The sequence below is a fragment of the Streptomyces sp. NPDC002328 genome (assembly GCF_042890065.1).
In the GTDB taxonomy this organism is placed as follows: domain Bacteria; phylum Actinomycetota; class Actinomycetes; order Streptomycetales; family Streptomycetaceae; genus Streptomyces.
The window spans coordinates 1-17,813 of record NZ_JBIARQ010000033.1 but is presented as its reverse complement, the minus strand read 5'-3'; the positions used below and the strand labels follow the sequence as shown (position 1 = coordinate 17,813).

The following is a 17,813-nucleotide window of genomic DNA, read 5'->3' as shown; positions in this document are numbered from 1 at the left end:
CTGCTCCTGAGGGATTTACACCTTCGCAACACGGGGGTTTCTTCAGCGATCAACGGCACCTTCACAGTGGCCTACGGAAGCCGCTTTCCGTATCGCAGAAGTCCCCCCGGTTCACGCTTCTGTGAGACGCCGTCCCCCCCAAGGAGTGCCCGTGCCACCGTCCGTTCCGTCCTTGCCGCGACGCGTCGCACGCATACTGCGTACCTCACTCTTCGCGCAGGTCGCCTGCGCGCTCGTGCTCGGAATCGCCGTCGGGAAGCTGTGGCCCGGCGTGGCCGCGGACCTTCAGCCGCTCGGCGACGGTTTCATCCGGCTCATCAAGACGATCATCTCCCCGCTGGTGTTCTGCGTGGTCGTCGTCGGCATCGCCAAGGCCGGCGACCTGAAGGCGTTCGGCCGGATCGGCCTCAAGGCGTTGATCTGGTTCGAGGTCGCGAGCACGCTCGCCCTGGTGATCGGGCTCCTCGCGGCCAACGTCGTCCAGCCCGGCTCGGGGATGAACGTCGACCCGGCGACGCTCGACACCTCGGCCCTCGACGCCAAGACGGACGGTGGGTCGCTGCCCTCGACCACCGAGTTCGTACTGAACGCGCTGCCCAACAGTTTCGTCGGCGCCTTCGCGGAAAACTCCCTGCTCCAGGTGCTCCTCCTGGCCTGCCTCGTGGGCGCGGCGCTGCTGCACCTCGGCCACACCAAGGTGCCGCAGGTCCTGCCCGCCATCGAGCAGGCCCAGGAGATCATCTTCGCGATCGTCGGCTTCGTGATGCGTCTGGCCCCGCTCGCGGTCTTCGGCGCGATGGCCGTGCTGATCGGTCAGTACGGGCTCGGCGTGATCGAGACCTATGCCAAACTGATCATTCTGTGCTACGCGGCCGCCGCGTTCTTCATCGTGCTGCTCGCCGTCGCCCTGAAGGCGCTCACCGGGATCAGTCTCTGGAAGTTCCTGCGCTACATCCGTGAGGAGATGCTCCTCGCCCTCGGCACCGCCTCCACCGAGTCGGTCATGCCGCGCGTGATGCAGAAGCTGCGCAAGGCCGGCGCCCGCGACGACGCCGTGGGGTTGGTGCTGCCGACGGGCTACTCCTTCAACCTCGACGGCGCCTCGCTCTATCTGTCGATCGGCACGCTGTTCGTCGCCCAGGCCGTCGGCGTGGATCTCAGTCTGAGCCAGCAGATCACCGTGGTGTTGGTGCTCATGCTCACCAGCAAGGGCATGGCGGGCATCCCCGGATCCGCCTTCCTCGCCCTGTCCGCGACCGCGTCGTCGCTGGGGGCGATCCCCGCCGGCGCCGTGGCCCTGCTGCTCGGCGTGGACCGCATCATGGACTCGATGCGCGTCGTCACCAACCTGCTCGGCAACTGCGTGGCGGTCTTCGCCGTGTCCCGATGGGAGGGCGCGCTGGACGTGGAGCGGGCGAAGAAGGTGCTGAACGGGGAGGCAGTGCCCGAGCCCGAGCCCGACACGGACGGGGGCGGGAACGGGGTCGGGGTCGGGCGCGAGTCTCCGGCTCCTGCCGAAGAGAAGGCCGGTGCGGGCATCCCGGCGCAGCCGAAGGTCAAGGAGCCGGTGGGCGAGACCGGCTGACGGATCCGCAGCTCACGGGCCCCGGCCCACCGCTCCGCAGGTGAGGAGCGGTGGGCCGGGGCCCTTCGCGCGTCCGGGAGCTCAGCAGTGGGCGGGGGGCGTCCCGTCGACCAGCGTGTCCAGCAGCTCACCGAGCAGCGCGCGCTCCACGGTCGTCAGCGGTTCCAGGATCTCCCGCGCGGCCGACCGGCGCGCCCGGCGCAGTTCGAGGAGTGTCTCGCGACCCTCGTCCGTGAGCTCGATCCGGATCACCCGGCGGTTCGCCGGATCGGGGACCCGGCGCACCTTGCCGCTCGCCTCCAGGCCGTCGACCAGAGTGGTCACCGCGCGCGGCACCACTTCGAGACGCTCGGCGAGGTCCGCCATGCGCGGCGGCCCGTCGAAGTGGCTCAGCGTGCGCAGCAGGCGCGACTGGGCCGGGGTGACGCCCAGTTCGGAATGCTCCAGATGGCGCTTCTGGATGCGGTGCACCCGGCGGGTGAACCGCAGCAGCTGCTCGGCGAGCGCGCCTTCGGGATCGGGGGTGGTCATGCGGGAACAATATCAGGACGCCGTTCATTGTGAGTATAGGTAACAATGAGCTACGCTCTCCAAGTCCGCTCACCACACCTACGTAGGAGCCCATGAAACCCGACAAACCAGACTCCTGGTCCCCGCCGACCGACGCCGATGCGCCGCAGAGCCGGCAGGTGCGCCGCATCCTGCGGCTGTTCCGCCCCTATCGAGGCCGCCTCGCGGTCGTCGGCCTGCTGGTCGCCGCCTCCTCACTGGTCTCGGTCGCGACGCCGTTCCTGCTCAAGGAGATCCTCGACGTCGCCATCCCGCAAGGCCGCACCGGGCTCCTGAGCCTGCTCGCCCTCGGCATGATCGTCAGCGCCGTCCTGGCGGGCGTCTTCGGCGTCCTCCAGACCCTGATCTCCACCACGGTCGGCCAGCGGGTCATGCACGACCTGCGCACCGCCGTCTTCGGCCGTCTCCAGCGGATGTCGCTCGCGTTCTTCACACGCACGCGTACCGGCGAAGTGCAGTCCCGCATCGCCAACGACATCGGCGGCATGCAGGCCACCGTCACCTCGACCGCCACCTCCCTGGTCTCCAACTTCACCAGCGTCCTCGCCACGATCATCGCGATGATCGCCCTGGACTGGCGCCTGACCGTCGTCTCGCTGCTGCTGCTCCCGGTCTTCGTGTGGATCAGCCGCCGCGTGGGCGACGAGCGCCGCAGAATCACCACCCAGCGCCAGAAGCAGATGGCGGCGATGGCCGCCACGGTCACCGAGTCGCTGTCGGTCAGCGGCATCCTCCTCGGCCGTACCATGGGCCGCTCCGGCTCCCTCACGCGCTCCTTCGCCGACGAGTCCGAGCGCCTGGTCGATCTGGAGGTCAGGTCGAACATGGCCGGCCGATGGCGCATGGCGGTGATCGGGATCGTCATGTCGGCCATGCCGGCCTTCATCTACTGGACGGCGGGCATCGCCCTCCAACTGGGCGGCCCCGACGTCTCCCTCGGCACCATCGTCGCCTTCGTCTCCCTGCAACAGGGCCTGTTCCGCCCGGCCGTGAGCCTGCTGTCGACCGGCGTGCAGATCCAGAGCTCCCTCGCGCTCTTCCAGCGCATCTTCGAGTACCTCGACCTCCCGGTCGACATCATCGAACGCGAGGACCCGGTCCACCTGGACCAGGTGAAGGGTGAGGTCCGCTTCGAGGGCGTCTCGTTCCGGTACGACGACGCAGACCGAGGCGGCGACGGCTCCGAGGGGACGATCCTGGACGGCATCGACGTCACCGTCCCCGCCGGCGGCAGCCTCGCTCTCGTCGGCCCGACCGGCGCCGGGAAGTCCACGCTCGGCTATCTGGTGCCCCGTCTGTACGACGTGACCGGCGGTCGGGTCACCCTCGACGGCGTCGACGTCCGAGACCTCGACTTCGACACCCTCGCGCGCGCGGTCGGCGTCGTCTCGCAGGAGACGTACCTCTTCCACGCCTCGGTCGCCGAGAACCTGCGCTTCGCCAAGCCCGACGCCACCGACGAGGAACTGCACGCGGCGGCGCGCGCGGCCCAGATCCACGACCACATCGCCGCACTGCCCGACGGCTACGACACGGTCGTGGGCGAGCGCGGACACCGCTTCTCCGGCGGTGAGAAGCAGCGCCTGGCCATCGCCCGCACCATCCTGCGCGACCCGCCGGTGCTGATCCTCGACGAGGCGACCAGCGCCCTGGACACCCGCACCGAGCACGCCGTCCAGGAGGCCATCGATGCGCTCTCCGCCGACCGCACCACGCTCACCATCGCCCACCGGCTGTCCACGGTTCGCGGCGCCGACCAGATCGTCGTCCTCGACGCCGGACGAGTGGCCGAAAGCGGCACGCACGAGGAGTTGCTGGCGCGCGGCGGGCGCTACGCGGCTCTGGTACGGCGGGACGCCCGGCTGGAGCCGACGAGATGAAGATATGGCAGGTTGCGCCGGGTTTGTGACGGTGTGCGGGTTACCGTGCCCGCATGCAGACGAACACTTCGTCACGGAGAACGATGCGACTGACCTGCCGGGGCCGTCTCGCCCTCATCGCGACCGGAGCCGTCGTGGCCGGCACGGCCGTGGCGGTACCGCTGCTCACCCCGGACGGACCCGACGAGGCCAAGCGGCCGACCTCGCTGGTCATCCCGGAGGGCTGGCGCGCGAACCAGATCTACGAGGCCGTCGACAAGGTCCTCGCCCTGCCCGCCGGCACCACCAGGAAGACGCTGCCGACGGCCGACCTGCAACTGCCGAACGACGCCGAGGGCAACCCGGAGGGCTATCTCTTCCCCGCGACCTATCCGCTCGACGAGGAGGCCACCCCACAGGCCCTTCTGACGTCGATGGTCGACACGGCGAACAGGAAGTTCAACGGAGCGCCGATCGCCGCCGGGGCGCAGCGCAACGCCATGAACGTCTATCAGGCGGTCACCATCGCGAGCATCGTCCAGGCCGAGGCCGCCACCAAGGCCGACATGGGCAAGGTGGCCCGCGTCGTCTTCAACCGTCTGGAGCGCGGCATGCCGCTCCAGATGGACTCCACCATCCACTACGCCCTGAACCGCTTCGCCGCGAAGACCACGGAGGCCGACACCCGCATCGAGAGCCCTTACAACTCCTTCCAGCGCATGGGCCTGCCTCCGACGCCCATCGACAGTCCCGGAGAGAAGGCGATGCAGGCCGCGATCAGTCCGACGCCGGGCGACTGGCTGTACTTCGTCACGGTCAAGCCGGGCGACACGCGCTTCACGGCGAGCTACGAGGAACACCAGCGCAACGTCGCGGATTTCACCCGGCGCCAGAAGAGCGTGCGGGGATGTCAGGCGGCGGCTGCCTCCTGCTCTCCCGCCCCCTCGGCGAGCAGCCGAGCGATGTCCCGTACCGCGGCGCGTCCGGCCCGATTGGCGCCTATCGTGCTCGCCGACGGGCCGTAACCGACGAGGTGGACGCGGGGATCGGCGACCGCACGCGTGCCCTCGACGCGGATGCCGCCGCCCGGCTCGCGCAGCCGCAGCGGCGCGAGATGGTCCACGGCGGCCCGGAACCCGGTCGCCCACAGGATGACGTCGGCGTTCACGTGCCGTCCGTCGTTCCACTCCACGCCGTCCGGGGTGATCCGGTCGAACATGGGCAGCCGGTCGAGCACTCCGTCCGCCAGCCCTTCGCGGATCGCGTCGTTCAGCGGCAGACCCGTCACGGAGACGACGCTCTTCAGGGGCAGCCCCTGCCGCACGCGCTCCTCCACGAGCGCGACCGCCGCACGGCCCGCGTCCTCGTCGAAGGGGCCCTCGCGGAACACGGGCGGGCGCCGGGTCACCCAGGTGGTGCCGGCCGCGTACGGGGCGAGCTCCAGCAGATGCTGCGTGCCGGACGCGCCCCCGCCCACCACGATCACGCGCAGTCCGGCGAAGGCCTCCGGCCCCGGGTAGTGCGCGGTGTGCAGCTGCCGTCCGCGGAAGGTCTCCTGGCCGGGGTAGCGCGGCCAGAACGGCCGGTCCCAGGTGCCGGTGGCGTTGATCAGGGCTCGCGTGGACCACGTACCGTCGGAGGTCTCCACGAGCAGCCGCCCGCCGCGCGGCTCGGGCCCGCTCTCCCCGCGCTTGACCTCTGATCGAACGGCCCGTACGTCCACCGGCCGGCGCACCCGCAGGTCGAACGTGCGCTCGTAACGCTCGAAGTACTCCCGGATCACCTCGGACGAGGGCCGCGCCGGGTCCGCGTCCGTCAGTTCCATGCCGGGCAGGGCGTGCATCCCGTGCACCTTGCCGTACGTCAGTGAGGGCCACCGGAACTGCCAGGCGCCGCCCGGGCCGGGGGAGTGGTCGAGCACCACGAAGTCGCGCTCCGGTTCGAAACCGGCGCGCCGCAGGTGATAGGCGCTGGACAGACCGGCCTGACCAGCGCCTATGACGACCACCTCGACCTCACGTATGTCGTTCACGTTTCTACCAACAGCGTCGGGGACGTGGATCTTCCCCGACGCCGGGCGGCCGGCTCGCCCGTGTGGCAGTGCGCGGGCGGCGCGCTACGAGGACGCGCGCGGGGTGCTCGTCGAGGCGGGCAGGTCGCCGTTGTAGCGCGGGTCCACGAACTCGCCGAAGTCGACCTTGCGCGGAATGAGCTTCAGCTCGGTGAACGCGTCGGCGATCTTCTGCTCGGAGGCGATGAGCGGCTGGTCGACGGCGACCGCGATCCGGGTGGCGTTCGTCCGCTTCACCGAGGCGAGCGCCGCCTCGTACGGGAGTCCGGTGTCCTTCGCCCACACCTTGGCCCACTCCTCCTTGTGGTCGTACACCCAGGCGGTGGCGCGCCGCAGCCGGTCCAAGTAGTCCTTGATGGCGGCGGCCTTCTTCGCGTCCTTCAACGCGGTGGGCGCGGCGACCTGGAAGGTGAGCCCGTTGGTGATGCCGTCGCCGGTGGTGAGCAGGCGGCCCTGCTTCGACTGGAGCACCTGGGAGGTGTACGGGTCCCACACCGCCCACGCGTCGACCTTGCCGGAGGTGAACGCGGCGAGCGCGTCGGCCGGTTGGAGGTACTTGACCTTGACGTCGTTCAGGCTCAGCCCGGCCGCCTTGAGGGACGCGACCAGTTGGTAGTGGGCGGAGGAGCCTTGCGCCACGGCGATGGACTTGCCCTTGAGCTGGTCGGTCTTGGTGAGCTTCGAGTCGTTCGGGACGAGGATGGTGTCGCCCTTGGACGTGCCGTGCCAGGCCGCGACGACCGAGATCTTCGAGCCGGCGCCGGCCGCGAACACGGGCGGGGTGTTGCCGACGCCGCCGACGTCGACGGCCTTGGCGTTGACGGCCTCCAGGAGGGGCGGGCCGGAGGTGAAGGTGGACCACTTGATTTTGTAGTTGAGGTCGTCGAGTTCGCCGGCGGCTCGCAGGATGGCCTCGGAACCGCCCTTCTGGTCTCCGACGTTGATGGTGACGGAGCCCTTGCCGTCCGTGCCACCACCGGTGCCCGTGTTGGCGGACGAGGCACCGCCGCAGGCGGTGAGGACCAGGGCGAGTGGGAGGAGTAGAGCGCCGGGGGCGAGGCGTCGTCGCATGGGGGGATCCGTTCCGTGGGGCGTGGGGCGTGAGCCGTAAGTTGTGAGTCGTGGGGGGATTGAGGATGGGGGATTGAGGATTGGGGAGGGGGAGCCGGAGATACGGCTCGTCGAGCTCAGGCGGCGGCTTTGCCTTCGGCCACGGCCACGGCCACGGCCACGGCTTCAGCTTCAGCTTCGGCCTCCGTCGCGTCGACGCCGAGCTGCCGCAGCAGTCCGGCGCGCAGCTCGGCGAACCGGGGGTCGGCGATGTCGCGCGGGCGGTCGAGGTCGATGCGCTGCTCGTGCGCGATGACGCCGTCGTCCATCACCAGGACGCGGTCGGCGAGCAGGACCGCCTCCTCGACGTCGTGCGTGACGAGCAGCACCGCGCAGCCGCGCCGCCGCCACAACTCGTCCACCAGGCGCTGGGCCTTGATGCGGGTGAGGGCGTCGAGCGCGCCGAACGGCTCGTCGAGCAGCAGCAGATCGGGCTCGCGGACCAAGGCCCGGGCCAGCGAGGCGCGTTGGGCCTCGCCGCCGGAGAGGGTCTTCGGCCAGGCGTCGGAGCGGTGGCCGAGCCCCACCTCCTCCAACGCCTTCTCGGCGACCGGGCGTTCGGGCCGCCCCGGCAGACCGAGGAGCACGTTGCGCCACACCTTCTTCCACGGCATGAGCCGCGGCGACTGGAAGGCGACCGCCTTGCGGCGCGGCACCAGCACGGTGCCCTCGATGTCGCGGTCGAGCCCGGCGAGGATGCGCAGCAGCGTGGACTTGCCGCAACCGCTGCGGCCGAGCAGGGCCACGAACTCACCCGGCCGGATGTCGAGTTGAAGGTCGTCGATGACGGCGCGGCCGTCGAAGGAGCGGGTCAGCCCCTCGACCCGCACGGCCGAGGTGGGGGTCACCGGCCGGTGAACGTCGGTCGCCATTGCAGCAGCAGCCTTTCGAGGGAACGGACGACGAAGTCGGCGAGCAGGCCGAGGAAGGCGTAGACGATGAGGCAGACCACGATCACGTCGGTCCGCAGGAAGTCCCGTGCCTGCACCATGAGGAATCCGATGCCGGAGTCGGCGTTGACCTGCTCGGCGAAGACCAGGGCGAGCCAGGCGATGCCGAGCGAGTAGCGCAGGCCGGTCATCGCGCCGGGCAGCGCGGCCGGCAGCACGACATGCCGTACGAGGCCCCAGCGCGAGAGTCCCAGGGACTCCCCGGCCTCGATCAACTGGGCGTCCACGCCACGGATGCCGGCGTACACGTTCAGATAGAGGGGGAAGGTCACGCCGAGCGTGATGATGGCGACCTTCGGGGCCTCTCCGATGCCGAACCAGATGATGAACAGCGGGATGAGACCGACGAACGGCACCGTCCGCAGCATCTGCACCGGCGCGTCGACCAGGTCCTCGCCGGTCCTGAACAGCCCGGAGAGCAGGGCGAGTCCGGTGCCGACGACCGTGCCGAGCGCGAGCCCGGCGGCCACGCGCTGGAGGGAGGTGCCCATGGCGGAGGCCAGCGAGCCGTCGGCGATCAGTTCCCGGGCGACCTGGGCGATACGGCCGGGCGAGGCGAGCACGTCCGGCGTCAACGCGCCGGTGCTGCTGAGGATCTGCCACAGCACGAGAAGGGCGAGCGGCCCGGTGGTGCGACGCAGCCAGCGGGGGACGCGGGTGCGGCGGGTGGAGCGTGGGAGGAGGGGTTCGAGAGCGGGGGAGGCCTGTGGGGGAGAGGCCTTGTCCGTCACCGTGGCCGATGACGAGGGGGATGTGGGGGAGATGCCTGGCCCGGAGGACTCGGGCGGGGCATGACTGATGCTCATGGGGGGCTCCACAGGGGGAGGGGGCGACCGGTGGGGGGACGGGCGGACACACCTCCGCACCGCCGGGTCACGGCGGGCTCGGTCCCATTCCGACGCGCGCGGGAAGCACGGCCGTACGTCAGGCGCGACGCGTGACCAGGGCGATCGTCGCGACGCGTGACCGGGCGCTCGATACGACACGCGACCGGACGGTCGTCGCGACCCGGGACCGGGCGTGTGATCGGACGCGCTGACAGGCCGTCGATCCGACGCGAGACCCGAGACGGGACCCGGCATACGGGCGCACGTCCAGGCGGCTCAGCCGGAGCGGAAGGCGAGGGCGGTGACCGCGGAGGTGGGGTGAGAAGGCGTCAGCAGCCGCGACGACACGCGGCGGAGGCCACCCGCAGCAGGTCGATGTGACCGCGCGTGGTGAGCAGGGCTGAACGCAACATGCGGCCGAACGTAGTCAGGTGGCGTGGCCATGGTCAACGGCGTCTCGCGGATCGGACTCCCGTCCCACGTGCCGAGCGGTCGGTGAGGTGTGAAATCCGGCGTATGGGTGAGGATGGGAGCATGTCAGATGCGTTCACCACCCGAGTTCTGCACATCGCCTCCGGCTCACGGGAGCGGGTCGTCGACCTCACCCGTGACTGCGAGGAATTCCTGCGGGAGGAGGCAGCCGGCCGCGACGGTCTCCTGAACGTCTTCGTCCCGCACGCCACGGCCGGCATTGCGGTCATCGAGACGGGCGCGGGCAGCGACGTCGACCTGCTCGCCGCGCTGCACACCCTCCTCCCCGCCGACGACCGCTGGCAGCACCGCCACGGCAGCCCGGGCCACGGCCGCGACCACGTCCTGCCGGCCTTCGTCCCGCCCCATGCGACGCTGCCGGTCGTGGACGGGAGGCTGGAGCTGGGGACATGGCAGTCGGTGTGCCTGGTGGACACGAACAAGGACAACCCGGAGCGGAAGGTGCGGTTGAGCTTCCTGGGCTGAGCGAGATCGTCCTGGGCGCGGCCGCCAGATCTCCGTACCTGGCGCGTTCGAAACGGAGAAGCCTTGCGCGGCGGACCTGAACATGATCGAACGCCCCTACGACGGATGTGGCAAGTGCCTGCTCGGCGTACGGCGGCTGTCGCGGATGAAGCTCGCTACGTCGTCCCCGGAGCGCCAACGCGAGGACGTACTCACTGCGGCCGGCGCCGTAGGGGGCCACATCATCGGCTGGGCCGATGACTGGGGGGTCTCAGGCGCCACCGACCCGATGCCCCGGCCGCACCTGGTGCCCCTGGCTCCGCGATGAGAAGGGTCCGTACGACGGTCTGGTGGCCGCGGCTGTCGACCGGCTCGGCCGCAACGTCGTCGACTGCCTCAACACCGGCTACAAGATGCGCGACTATAGGTGCCCCCGGTGAACGGCTCCTCGGGCAGGGGGAAGGAGTTCGCCATGACGATCGGGTACGGATCGCCCCCGTGCCGGCGTCAGTCCGGTTCCCGCAGTGCACCGCCTGGAGCCGGAACGCGAGCATGGCCGGATCATGCTTGTCCGGCCCGGCAGGTCGAGTGCTCGAATTCGGCATGGGGATACCTCGATTCGCTGCGGTCGGTTTGTGCTCCTGGTGGCCGAGCCCTATCGGATCTCAGGTGGTGATCTGGGCCTGCGTCGGGCTGAGGAAGTGCACGGCGGTCTGTTCGGCGTGCGGGGCGAGCAGGCCCTGAAGTTCGTCCGCTGCGACCTTGAGGAGGTCGCCGTCGCGGTCGGCGTGCAGGGTCTCGAGGACGAACGCGATGTGAGTGGAGTCCTCGGTGACGCGGGTGCGGTGGGCGTCCCGGTGGTTCCAGTGGCGGGTCAGGACCCCGGTGGTGTCGGCGTAGATGATCTCGCCGGGCTTGGGGTTCTCGACCGTGTCGGGTTCGCCGAGCGGGGTGAAGGACTCGGTGCCGTCCGCGTGGCGGATGTCGACGTCGCCGGCGACATGGTCGAGGTCGAAGGCGCCCGCAGGCAGGGCATGGCGGACGGAGACGGCGTTGTAGGAGTCGACGGCCGGGTTGATGCGCGGCAGGCTCCCCTTCTTCGCGAGGCGCCGTCCGAGCGCGTCGACGCTGGGGCGGATCCGGCGGGGGTTGGTGCCGAAGGAACGGTAGGCGGTGTGCCACGCCTCGATGCGCGGGTCGGCCTCGTCTGCGGGATGCCACGTGCCGTCGGCGAGTTGTTGCTCCAGTTCCTCCACGGCCACGGCGGTGTGTGGCCAGGACTCTCGGCCGCGCAGGCCGGTGGCGGTGACCAGGGCGATCAGGGTGTCGGGGAAGGCTGCGGCGACGGCGGGGGCGATGCGGAATGCGGGCATGGGCGGCGTTTCCGTTTCCTGCGGGCGGAGGTGGTCAGGACTTCCAGGGACCGATGCTGTCGAGGCGGCGCAGCTGCTGACGTGCGGTGGGCACGTCCAGCCCTTGTCCGCGCTCGGTGAGGCGCTCGGCGACCGTGCTGCGGTGTTCGACGGGCCTGTGGTCGTCGTACTTGAACTTGGCCCGTACGTCGGTGACTTCGAGGCGCAGCCCGCGGATGCCGGAGAGCATCCGGCCGTACGGCGGCTCGTCGACCGCTACGGGTGCGTGGTCACCGTCGGGCTGGAAGTGCGCGAGCTGGCGGCGCAGCAGCTCGGCCTTGGCCTCGGGGCCGTCGACGATCTCGGCGCGGCAGGTGAACTGGACGGCCGCGTAATAGCTGGTGGGGACGCCATCGGTGGGCGGGGCGCCGGGCTTGGCACGCCAGGGGCCGGGGATGAAGGCGTAGTCGCCGATGACGGTGAAGACGACGCCGGGGTCCTGCTCGATCGCCTTCCAGACCGGGTTGGGCTTGGCGAGGTGGATCAGGAGGTAGGTCCCGTCGCAGGTGAAGTGGGTGGGGACGACCATGGGCGGGCGGCCTGGCAGGCCGTTCACGCTGAGCTGCCCGAAGTCGTGGCCGTCGGCGATCCAGGTCTGCCACTCGGCCTCGTCGAGGCCGGCGTCCCAGGGGTGGATCAGCATGCTCATCTCCTAGATCTTGCGGGTCTGCTCAGGTCAGAGCGAGGAGGCTGACGGCGACGGCGGCGGTGCCGAGGCCGGCGAGCTGGGCGCGGTGTATGCGCTCGGCGAGTACCCCGCGGGCCAGCAGGACGGTGCCGGCCGGGTAGAGGGCGGTGATGACGGCGACGACGGTGAGGTCCCCGCTGCGGGCGGCGAGCAGGAACAGCAGGTTCGCCACGGAGTCCAGCACGCCGGCGGCCGCCGAGAGCGCGTACGCGGGCCGATCGGGGCCAAGCCTGCGGTGCACCAGCCCGGCTGCGGACAAGGTGACGGCCGAGGCGACGGCCCGACCCACGATCAGCGGGGCCACCCCGCTGTCGGACGGCGCCTGGTGCAGGAAGACCAGTTGCAGGGCGATGGCGGTGCCCGCCCCGAAGGCCAGCAGCAGCGCCGTACGGGAGGGGCGCGTCGAGCCCGCACCGTGTCCGGCGCTGACCAGCACCACCGCGACCAGCGCGAGCGGCAGACCCACCAGCCCAGTGGCTGCCAGGTGCTCGCCCTGCATCAGGCCGACGCCGACGGGGAGCGCCGCGGAGACCAGCGCGGTCACGGGTGACAGCACGTTCATCGGGCCGATCGCCAGGGTCCGGTACAGCAGGGCGAACGCGGCGGCCGAGGCGACGCCCGAGGCGGCACCCCAGCCCAGGGCTCCAGGGCTGAAGGAGGCGCCGAGCAGCGGCCACAGCAGCAGCTCGACCGCCAGACTGGCCGGGGCGGCGACCATCACCGTGCGCAGCACGTGGGCTTTTCGGGCGCCGAGGCCGCCGAGGAAGTCGGCGCATCCGTACGCGAATGAGCTGCCCAGGGCCAGCAACAGAGCGAGCACAGCACAATCCCTTACCATTCAGTGGAACGACCACACCGTACAACCAAGCGACCGAGCATCACAACCGATCGACCGTACGGTGCATTGGAATGTGCAGTGGTAGGGAAGGGGATCAGGTGGCGGAGACGGCCGCAGCGTTGCGCACGGTCGCGCACAATGTCCGGGCGGCGCGTATGCGTGCGGGCCTGTCGTTGGACGAACTGAGTCGTCGTGCCCAGGTCAGCAAGGGCGCCCTCGTGGGACTGGAGAAGGCCCAGGGCAACCCCAACCTGGCCACGCTGGTCCGGCTGGCCGACACCCTGGGCATCTCGGTCTCCGCCCTGATGCAGGGCTCGCCCCAAGGGCGTGTGCGGGTCGTGGCGGCCGATGCCGTGGCACCCTTGTGGACGGGCGAGCGGGGCGGTGAGGCCCGGCTCATGCTGACGACCTCGGGGCCGGCTCCGGTGGAGGTCTGGCGCTGGCGGCTGGAACCGGGCGAGGACTACCCCAGCCACCCCCACCAGGCCGGGGTCGTGGAGACCGTCAGTGTCACCTCCGGCCAGTTGACCCTGGTCGTCGACGGCAGCGAGCACACCGTCGAAGCCGGCCAGACCGCGACGTTCGACGGCGATGCCCCGCACACCTACCGCGGGGCGGGCACCGAGACCTGCCACCTGATCATGACGGTCCACCTGCCGCCTGGCCCGGCGGCGGCGACCTGATCCGCGGCGGAGCACACGCGTCACAGCCCCGCGGCCACTGCCGAGAGCAGGCGCCACAGCCGGGTGTGGGGCGTGGGGTCGGGGATGGCCCGGTTGGTGAGGAAGGCGAACGCGATTCCGGATTCCGGGTGGGCGAAGGCCAGATGTCCGCCGAGGCCGTCGTGGCCGAACGAGCCGGGACCGAGCATCGGCTGGCGTGGGGACGACAGGCCGAAGACGGCGCCGAAGCGGGTCGGTTGGTCCACCAGGACCTCGTCGGGGCCGTGGACCTGCTGGCGGCGGACCCGGTCGACGGAGGTGGAGGAGACGACACGCAGGGGACCGTCGACCACGGTGGAGTAGAGCCGGGCCAGTGACCTGGCGTCGAAGACGCCGTTGGCGGCGGGGATCTCCGGCCGCCACAGCGCGGGGTCGTTGAAGAGATCGGCCGTGACGACGGGATTGTTGAAGGTGGCGTGGGTCAGCGTGTCCGGCGTTTCGGCGGCCGTGGCCACGACGGCGCCGATTCCCGGAGTGGGAAAGGCGTCCTGGTACCGGACGACGCGGTGATGGTGCTCGGTGGGCAGACCGATCCACGCCTGGAGGTCTCCGTTCTGGGCGAACCGCTCACGGAGCAGGGTGCCCACGGTCTTGCCGCCCGCGCGTCGTACGACCTCGCCGACCAGATAGCCGAGGGTCAGGGCGTGGTAGCCGTGCCGGCTACCAGGACGCCACGCCGGCGCCTGGTGGGCCAGGCGCCGCACGCAGCCGTCCCAGTCGGCGAGGTCGGCCTCGGTCACCGGCTCGTCGAAGGCCGGCAATCCGGCTTGGTGTGAAGCGAGTTCACGGACCAGGACGCCGTCCTTGCCGACCGCGCCGAAGTCCGGCCAGTAGGCCGACACCGGGGCGTCGAGATCCACCTCGCCCGTGTCGACCAGGCTCGCGAGCACCAGGCCCATCACACCCTTGGTCGTGGAGTACCCGACGTGCAGGGCGTCCTCCGGGTACGGCGCCCCGCTGACGTCCCGGGCGCCGCCCCGAAGGTCCACGACCAGTCGGCCATGGTGGTAGACGGCGACCGAGGCGCCGAAGTCGTCACCGTTGCGCAGGTTGCTCTCGAAAGCCTCCCGGACACCCGCGAACCGGGGCGCGGTGTATCCGGCGGCCTTCGCCGCAGGCGCGTCGTGCGTGGTGCTCATGCCTGCCTGCGCTCCAGTTCCTCCATCACCGTGCCGCCCGCCATCAGGTCGATGACCTCGGCCGCCTCCATCTCGCCCCGCGCGAACGAGGCGACGAGCCGGCCGTGGGCGAGGACGGCGAAGTGGTCGCCGACCCGCAGGGCGTGGTGGGCCTGGTGGGTGATCAGAACGACGCCGACGCCGCGGTCCCGTGCCGTCTCGACGGCCTGCAGGACGATCTCGGCCTCGCGGACGCCGAGTGCCGAGGTCGGTTCGTCCAGGATCAGCACCCGGGCGCCGAAGTGCAGGGCGCGGGCGATGACGAGGGCCTGGCGCTCACCGCCGGACATGGTGCCCACCAACTGGTCGGCGTCGCGGATGCGGCGGATGCCCAGCTGCTGGATCTCCTGCAGCGCGATCCGGCCCGCCGTCGCGGCGTCGAAGCGGCGGAACGGGCCGCGGCCCTTGGTGGGTTCGGCGCCGAGGAAGAAGTTGCGGGCCACGCTCATCAGCGGGACTGTGCCCGCGCCCTGGTGGACGGTGGCGATGCCGCGGTCCAGCGCGTCGCGCGGGCCGCCGAGGGCCACGGGTTCACCGTCGATGGACAGGGTGCCCTCGGTCGGCGTGTACACCCCGGAGAGGATCTTGATGAGGGTGGACTTGCCGGCGCCGTTGTGGCCGAGCAGACAGAGCACCTGGCCGGGGCGGACGGTGAGCGAGACATCGGCGACGGCGGTCACGCCGGTGAACCGCTGGGTGACGCCCTGGAGTTCGATGAGGGGATGGTCGGTCGTGGTGGTCGTCATGAGGGTCACCTGCCGCTCAGTGCGAGCTTGCGGAAGTAGTTGTTCGCCATCACCGCGACCAGCAGCAGGCCGCCGAGGAAGAGCTGGGCGTAGTCGGTGTTCCAGCCGGTGTAGAAGATGCCGAGGCTGACGATGCCGTAGGTCGCCGTGCCCAGCATGACGCCGAGGGTGGAGCCGTAGCCGCCTTGCAGGAGCACTCCGCCGATCACGGCGGCGATCACGCCGTCGAAGATGAAGCTGGAGCCGCGGGTGACGTCGCCCCCGCTGTAGGCGATCGTCTGCAGGACGCCGACAAGCGCGGCACCGGCGGAGGTGGCCATGAAGAGTCCGACCTTGACCCGGGCGGTCGGCACGCCGGCGTCCCGGGCCACTTCGGGGGCCCCGCCGGTGGCATAGATCCAGCTGCCGGTACGGGTACGGGTCAGCACCCACCACGCGACGACGGTGATCGCCAGCCACCACGCGATGGAGACCTGGAACTGCCCCGCTTCGGAGCCGAACACCGCCTGCACGCCGGGCTCCGGTGCCAACGTCACGGCCGTACTCCCCGACAGCGCGCGGCTGAGGCCCAGCGCGCCACCGCCCACGACCAGGGAACTTCCCAGGGTGACGATGAAGGAAGGCAGCTTGGTGCGGGTGGCGACGAGGCCGTTGACCAGTCCCACGAGGAGGCCGAAGCCGATCGCGAGAGGGATCGACGCCCATTGGGGCATGGTGTACGTCCCGCTGCCGATGGCCACGATCACCGACGTCGCGCCGACGACCGAGCCGATCGACAGGTCGAACTCCCCGGCGATGAGGAGCAGCGCGACCGGGGTGGCGACCACGCCCAGTTCGGCGGCGGTGTTCAGCCAGCTGGCGGTGCCGTCCACGCTGGTGAAGCCGGCGCCGGACGCGGTCACGAGGAAGAAGAAGTACACCGCGACGGCGCCGATCAGCGCGCCGAACTCAGGGCGCCGGGCCGTGCGTGCGATCAGTGATGGGCCGGGGGGTTCGCTCTGCTCGTTCGGCACGGCGGGTGCTGCGGCCGCTTGGTCGATGGTCATGAGTGCGCTCTCCTGAAACTGGAAGTCTGCTGTTGCGGCGTCTCAGGCGGCACCGCGGATGCCCTTGTACGTCTCGTTGATCTTCAGTACGGCGGCCGCGCTGTCCTTGTCGATGACCAGCGGACCGGTGAGCACGTTGCCGGAGGGGGAGATCCGGTACTGCACGTACTGCTTGGCGATCAGGACGCCGTAGTACGTCTGGAGGTAGGGCTGCTGGTCCATGGCGTACTGGATCTTGCCCGCCTCGATGTCCTGGAGGACCTTGGTGGACGGGTCGCCGCTGCCGATGATCAGCTTGCGTCCGATGTCGTTCGCCGCGGTCAGCGCGCACTCGGCGACGATGGAGCCCGTCGTGAACACGCCGTCGATGCTCTTGTCCGCCTTGAGCGCGCCCGCGATGGCCTGGGTGACCTTCGTCGGGTTGGTCGCGTCCTTGTACGGGATGCGCAGCGAACTCGCCGTGCCGCCGCTCTTCTTGAGCGTGTCGGTGTAGCCCTGGCACAGCTGCTCCAGGGCCGGGTTGCCCGGGACCGTGTTGACGCACAGCCCCTTCTTCACGCCGAGCTCGGCCGACTGCTCGCCCGACCTGGTGCCGGCCACCGCCGGCTCGATGCCGACGAAGGCGAGGGCGCCGAGCCGATCCCAGTCCGACTGGCCGGAGTTGATGACGACCACGGGTATGCCGGCCTTGACCGCGGCCTTGACCTCCGAGTTCTGGGCCTCGGGGAAGAAGTTGCCGACGACGATCGCGTCCGGCTTCTTCGCCACGGCCGCCTGCATCAGCCTGGCGAGAGTCGGGCCGGAGGCGTCGGTCGAGGTCGGGCTGAGGTACTCGGTGGAGACGTTCAGCTCCTTGCCGGCGTTGTCGGCGCCGGTCTTCATGGCGCCGAAGAACGGATCGCTCAGCGGGCCGGACACGACGATCACGGACAGCTTCCGACCGGAAGAAGCGCCGGAGTCGTCCGAGCCGGTGGAGTCGGTGCGCTTGGTGCACGCGGCGGTGACGGCGGTAGTGGCGACGACGGTCGCGATCAGGGCGATGCGGGATCTGCGGAAACGGGGCACGGGGGGCTCCTCGAACGGGATGAACGGGATGAACGGCATAAGTGATCAGTGGTTGCGGTGAGGGCCATGGAGTGATGGGGGTCCGGTGAGGTGGGGGCGGGGGGGGGGGGGGGGGGGGGGGGGGGGGGGGGGGGGGGGGGGGGCGCGGGCTGGGGCTGGGGCTCGGCGGGCTCGGGACCGGGTTCGAGTTCGGGACCGGGTTCGGGCTGG

At 70.6% G+C, this 17,813-nt stretch carries 18 protein-coding genes; 5 read left to right on the top strand and 13 right to left on the bottom strand.

What is annotated here, in order from left to right; translation table 11 throughout:
* Positions 1-151 precede the first annotated feature (151 nt).
* Entirely contained in the window at positions 152-1,585 is a 1,434-nt protein-coding gene (locus tag ACFYX4_RS39245) for a cation:dicarboxylate symporter family transporter (protein ID WP_389344442.1), read from the top strand.
* An 81-nt stretch (positions 1,586-1,666) separates the two neighbouring features.
* Here ACFYX4_RS39245 and ACFYX4_RS39240 read toward each other — a convergent pair whose 3' ends face one another.
* Entirely contained in the window at positions 1,667-2,116 is a 450-nt protein-coding gene (locus tag ACFYX4_RS39240; RefSeq protein ID WP_389344440.1) for a MarR family winged helix-turn-helix transcriptional regulator, read from the bottom strand.
* Positions 2,117-2,208: 92 nt separating this feature from the next.
* Between ACFYX4_RS39240 and ACFYX4_RS39235 the strand changes: the two genes are divergently transcribed.
* Together ACFYX4_RS39235 and mltG are read left to right on the top strand one after the other, a co-directional pair.
* Positions 2,209-4,035 (top strand): ABC transporter ATP-binding protein, encoded by a 1,827-nt coding sequence (locus ACFYX4_RS39235; protein ID WP_389344438.1) that lies wholly within the window; start codon positions 2,209-2,211, stop codon positions 4,033-4,035.
* 53 nt (positions 4,036-4,088) lie between these two features.
* Positions 4,089-5,039 (top strand): endolytic transglycosylase MltG, encoded by a 951-nt coding sequence (gene mltG, locus ACFYX4_RS39230; protein ID WP_389344436.1) that lies wholly within the window; start codon positions 4,089-4,091, stop codon positions 5,037-5,039.
* Here the strand turns inward: mltG and ACFYX4_RS39225 are convergent.
* The 5 genes from ACFYX4_RS39225 to ACFYX4_RS39205 all read right to left on the bottom strand — a co-directional run bounded on the left by ACFYX4_RS39225 (position 4,925) and on the right by ACFYX4_RS39205 (position 9,385).
* Positions 4,925-6,046 carry an NAD(P)-binding domain-containing protein gene (locus ACFYX4_RS39225; protein ID WP_389344433.1) on the bottom strand — a complete coding sequence of 374 codons (1,122 nt, stop codon included), beginning with the start codon at positions 6,044-6,046 and terminating at the stop codon, positions 4,925-4,927. The genes mltG and ACFYX4_RS39225 overlap by 115 nt on opposite strands.
* A gap of 84 nt (positions 6,047-6,130) precedes the next feature.
* Positions 6,131-7,156, bottom strand: a complete 1,026-nt coding sequence (locus ACFYX4_RS39220) for an ABC transporter substrate-binding protein (protein ID WP_389344431.1) — start codon at positions 7,154-7,156, stop codon at positions 6,131-6,133.
* 116 nt (positions 7,157-7,272) lie between these two features.
* Entirely contained in the window at positions 7,273-8,067 is a 795-nt protein-coding gene (locus ACFYX4_RS39215; protein WP_389344429.1) for an ABC transporter ATP-binding protein, read from the bottom strand.
* Positions 8,040-8,951, bottom strand: coding sequence for an ABC transporter permease (locus ACFYX4_RS39210; RefSeq protein WP_389344426.1), 912 nt, complete (start codon positions 8,949-8,951; stop codon positions 8,040-8,042). Before ACFYX4_RS39210 ends, ACFYX4_RS39215 begins: the two co-directional genes overlap by 28 nt.
* A 350-nt stretch (positions 8,952-9,301) precedes the next feature.
* Entirely contained in the window at positions 9,302-9,385 is an 84-nt protein-coding gene (locus ACFYX4_RS39205; RefSeq protein WP_349817350.1) for a putative leader peptide, read from the bottom strand.
* 121 nt (positions 9,386-9,506) lie between these two features.
* Between ACFYX4_RS39205 and ACFYX4_RS39200 the strand changes: the two genes are divergently transcribed.
* A complete protein-coding gene (locus ACFYX4_RS39200; protein ID WP_389344424.1) occupies positions 9,507-9,929 on the top strand; it encodes a secondary thiamine-phosphate synthase enzyme YjbQ in 423 nt (140 codons plus the stop codon).
* Positions 9,930-10,573: 644 nt separating this feature from the next.
* Here ACFYX4_RS39200 and ACFYX4_RS39195 read toward each other — a convergent pair.
* The 3 genes from ACFYX4_RS39195 to ACFYX4_RS39185 are packed head-to-tail and all read right to left on the bottom strand — an operon-like array spanning position 10,574 to position 12,828.
* Entirely contained in the window at positions 10,574-11,281 is a 708-nt protein-coding gene (locus ACFYX4_RS39195) for a B3/4 domain-containing protein (RefSeq protein ID WP_389344422.1), read from the bottom strand.
* Between the two features lie 34 nt (positions 11,282-11,315).
* Complete coding sequence (locus ACFYX4_RS39190) at positions 11,316-11,963, bottom strand: FMN-binding negative transcriptional regulator (RefSeq protein WP_389344518.1); 648 nt, start codon at positions 11,961-11,963, stop codon at positions 11,316-11,318.
* Between the two features lie 28 nt (positions 11,964-11,991).
* A complete protein-coding gene (locus ACFYX4_RS39185) occupies positions 11,992-12,828 on the bottom strand; it encodes an EamA family transporter (protein WP_389344420.1) in 837 nt (278 codons plus the stop codon).
* A gap of 116 nt (positions 12,829-12,944) precedes the next feature.
* Between ACFYX4_RS39185 and ACFYX4_RS39180 the strand changes: the two genes are divergently transcribed.
* On the top strand, positions 12,945-13,529 hold the full coding sequence (locus ACFYX4_RS39180; protein WP_389344417.1) for a helix-turn-helix domain-containing protein: 585 nt from the start codon (positions 12,945-12,947) through the stop codon (positions 13,527-13,529).
* A gap of 20 nt (positions 13,530-13,549) precedes the next feature.
* On the opposite strand, the gene ACFYX4_RS39175 is transcribed toward ACFYX4_RS39180, so the two are convergent.
* The 4 genes from ACFYX4_RS39175 to ACFYX4_RS39160 are packed head-to-tail and all read right to left on the bottom strand — an operon-like array spanning position 13,550 to position 17,603.
* Entirely contained in the window at positions 13,550-14,707 is a 1,158-nt protein-coding gene (locus ACFYX4_RS39175) for a serine hydrolase domain-containing protein (protein ID WP_389344415.1), read from the bottom strand.
* Positions 14,704-15,492: an ATP-binding cassette domain-containing protein gene (locus ACFYX4_RS39170; RefSeq protein WP_389344413.1), complete on the bottom strand. Its 789-nt coding sequence runs from the start codon at positions 15,490-15,492 to the stop codon at positions 14,704-14,706. Before ACFYX4_RS39170 ends, ACFYX4_RS39175 begins: the two co-directional genes overlap by 4 nt.
* Positions 15,493-15,497: 5 nt before the next feature.
* The gene (locus ACFYX4_RS39165; protein ID WP_389344411.1) at positions 15,498-16,538 is read right to left on the bottom strand and encodes an ABC transporter permease; all 1,041 of its coding nucleotides are present in this window, start codon (positions 16,536-16,538) and stop codon (positions 15,498-15,500) included.
* 42 nt (positions 16,539-16,580) lie between these two features.
* Positions 16,581-17,603 carry a sugar ABC transporter substrate-binding protein gene (locus ACFYX4_RS39160; RefSeq protein WP_389344409.1) on the bottom strand — a complete coding sequence of 341 codons (1,023 nt, stop codon included), beginning with the start codon at positions 17,601-17,603 and terminating at the stop codon, positions 16,581-16,583.
* Between the last annotated feature and the right edge of the window lie 210 nt (positions 17,604-17,813).

What these genes read in the sequence shown, in the direction of transcription:
- ACFYX4_RS39240 (WP_389344440.1), bottom strand. Translation starts at nt 2,116, where the DNA reads ATGACCACCCCCGATCCCGAAGGCGCGCTCGCCGAGCAGCTGCTGCGG.
- ACFYX4_RS39235 (WP_389344438.1), top strand. Translation starts at nt 2,209, where the DNA reads ATGAAACCCGACAAACCAGACTCCTGGTCCCCGCCGACCGACGCCGAT.
- mltG (WP_389344436.1), top strand. Translation starts at nt 4,089, where the DNA reads ATGCAGACGAACACTTCGTCACGGAGAACGATGCGACTGACCTGCCGG.
- ACFYX4_RS39220 (WP_389344431.1), bottom strand. Translation starts at nt 7,156, where the DNA reads ATGCGACGACGCCTCGCCCCCGGCGCTCTACTCCTCCCACTCGCCCTG.
- ACFYX4_RS39215 (WP_389344429.1), bottom strand. Translation starts at nt 8,067, where the DNA reads ATGGCGACCGACGTTCACCGGCCGGTGACCCCCACCTCGGCCGTGCGG.
- ACFYX4_RS39210 (WP_389344426.1), bottom strand. Translation starts at nt 8,951, where the DNA reads ATGAGCATCAGTCATGCCCCGCCCGAGTCCTCCGGGCCAGGCATCTCC.
- ACFYX4_RS39205 (WP_349817350.1), bottom strand. Translation starts at nt 9,385, where the DNA reads ATGTTGCGTTCAGCCCTGCTCACCACGCGCGGTCACATCGACCTGCTG.
- ACFYX4_RS39200 (WP_389344424.1), top strand. Translation starts at nt 9,507, where the DNA reads ATGTCAGATGCGTTCACCACCCGAGTTCTGCACATCGCCTCCGGCTCA.
- ACFYX4_RS39195 (WP_389344422.1), bottom strand. Translation starts at nt 11,281, where the DNA reads ATGCCCGCATTCCGCATCGCCCCCGCCGTCGCCGCAGCCTTCCCCGAC.
- ACFYX4_RS39190 (WP_389344518.1), bottom strand. Translation starts at nt 11,963, where the DNA reads ATGCTGATCCACCCCTGGGACGCCGGCCTCGACGAGGCCGAGTGGCAG.
- ACFYX4_RS39175 (WP_389344415.1), bottom strand. Translation starts at nt 14,707, where the DNA reads ATGAGCACCACGCACGACGCGCCTGCGGCGAAGGCCGCCGGATACACC.
- ACFYX4_RS39170 (WP_389344413.1), bottom strand. Translation starts at nt 15,492, where the DNA reads ATGACGACCACCACGACCGACCATCCCCTCATCGAACTCCAGGGCGTC.
- ACFYX4_RS39165 (WP_389344411.1), bottom strand. Translation starts at nt 16,538, where the DNA reads ATGACCATCGACCAAGCGGCCGCAGCACCCGCCGTGCCGAACGAGCAG.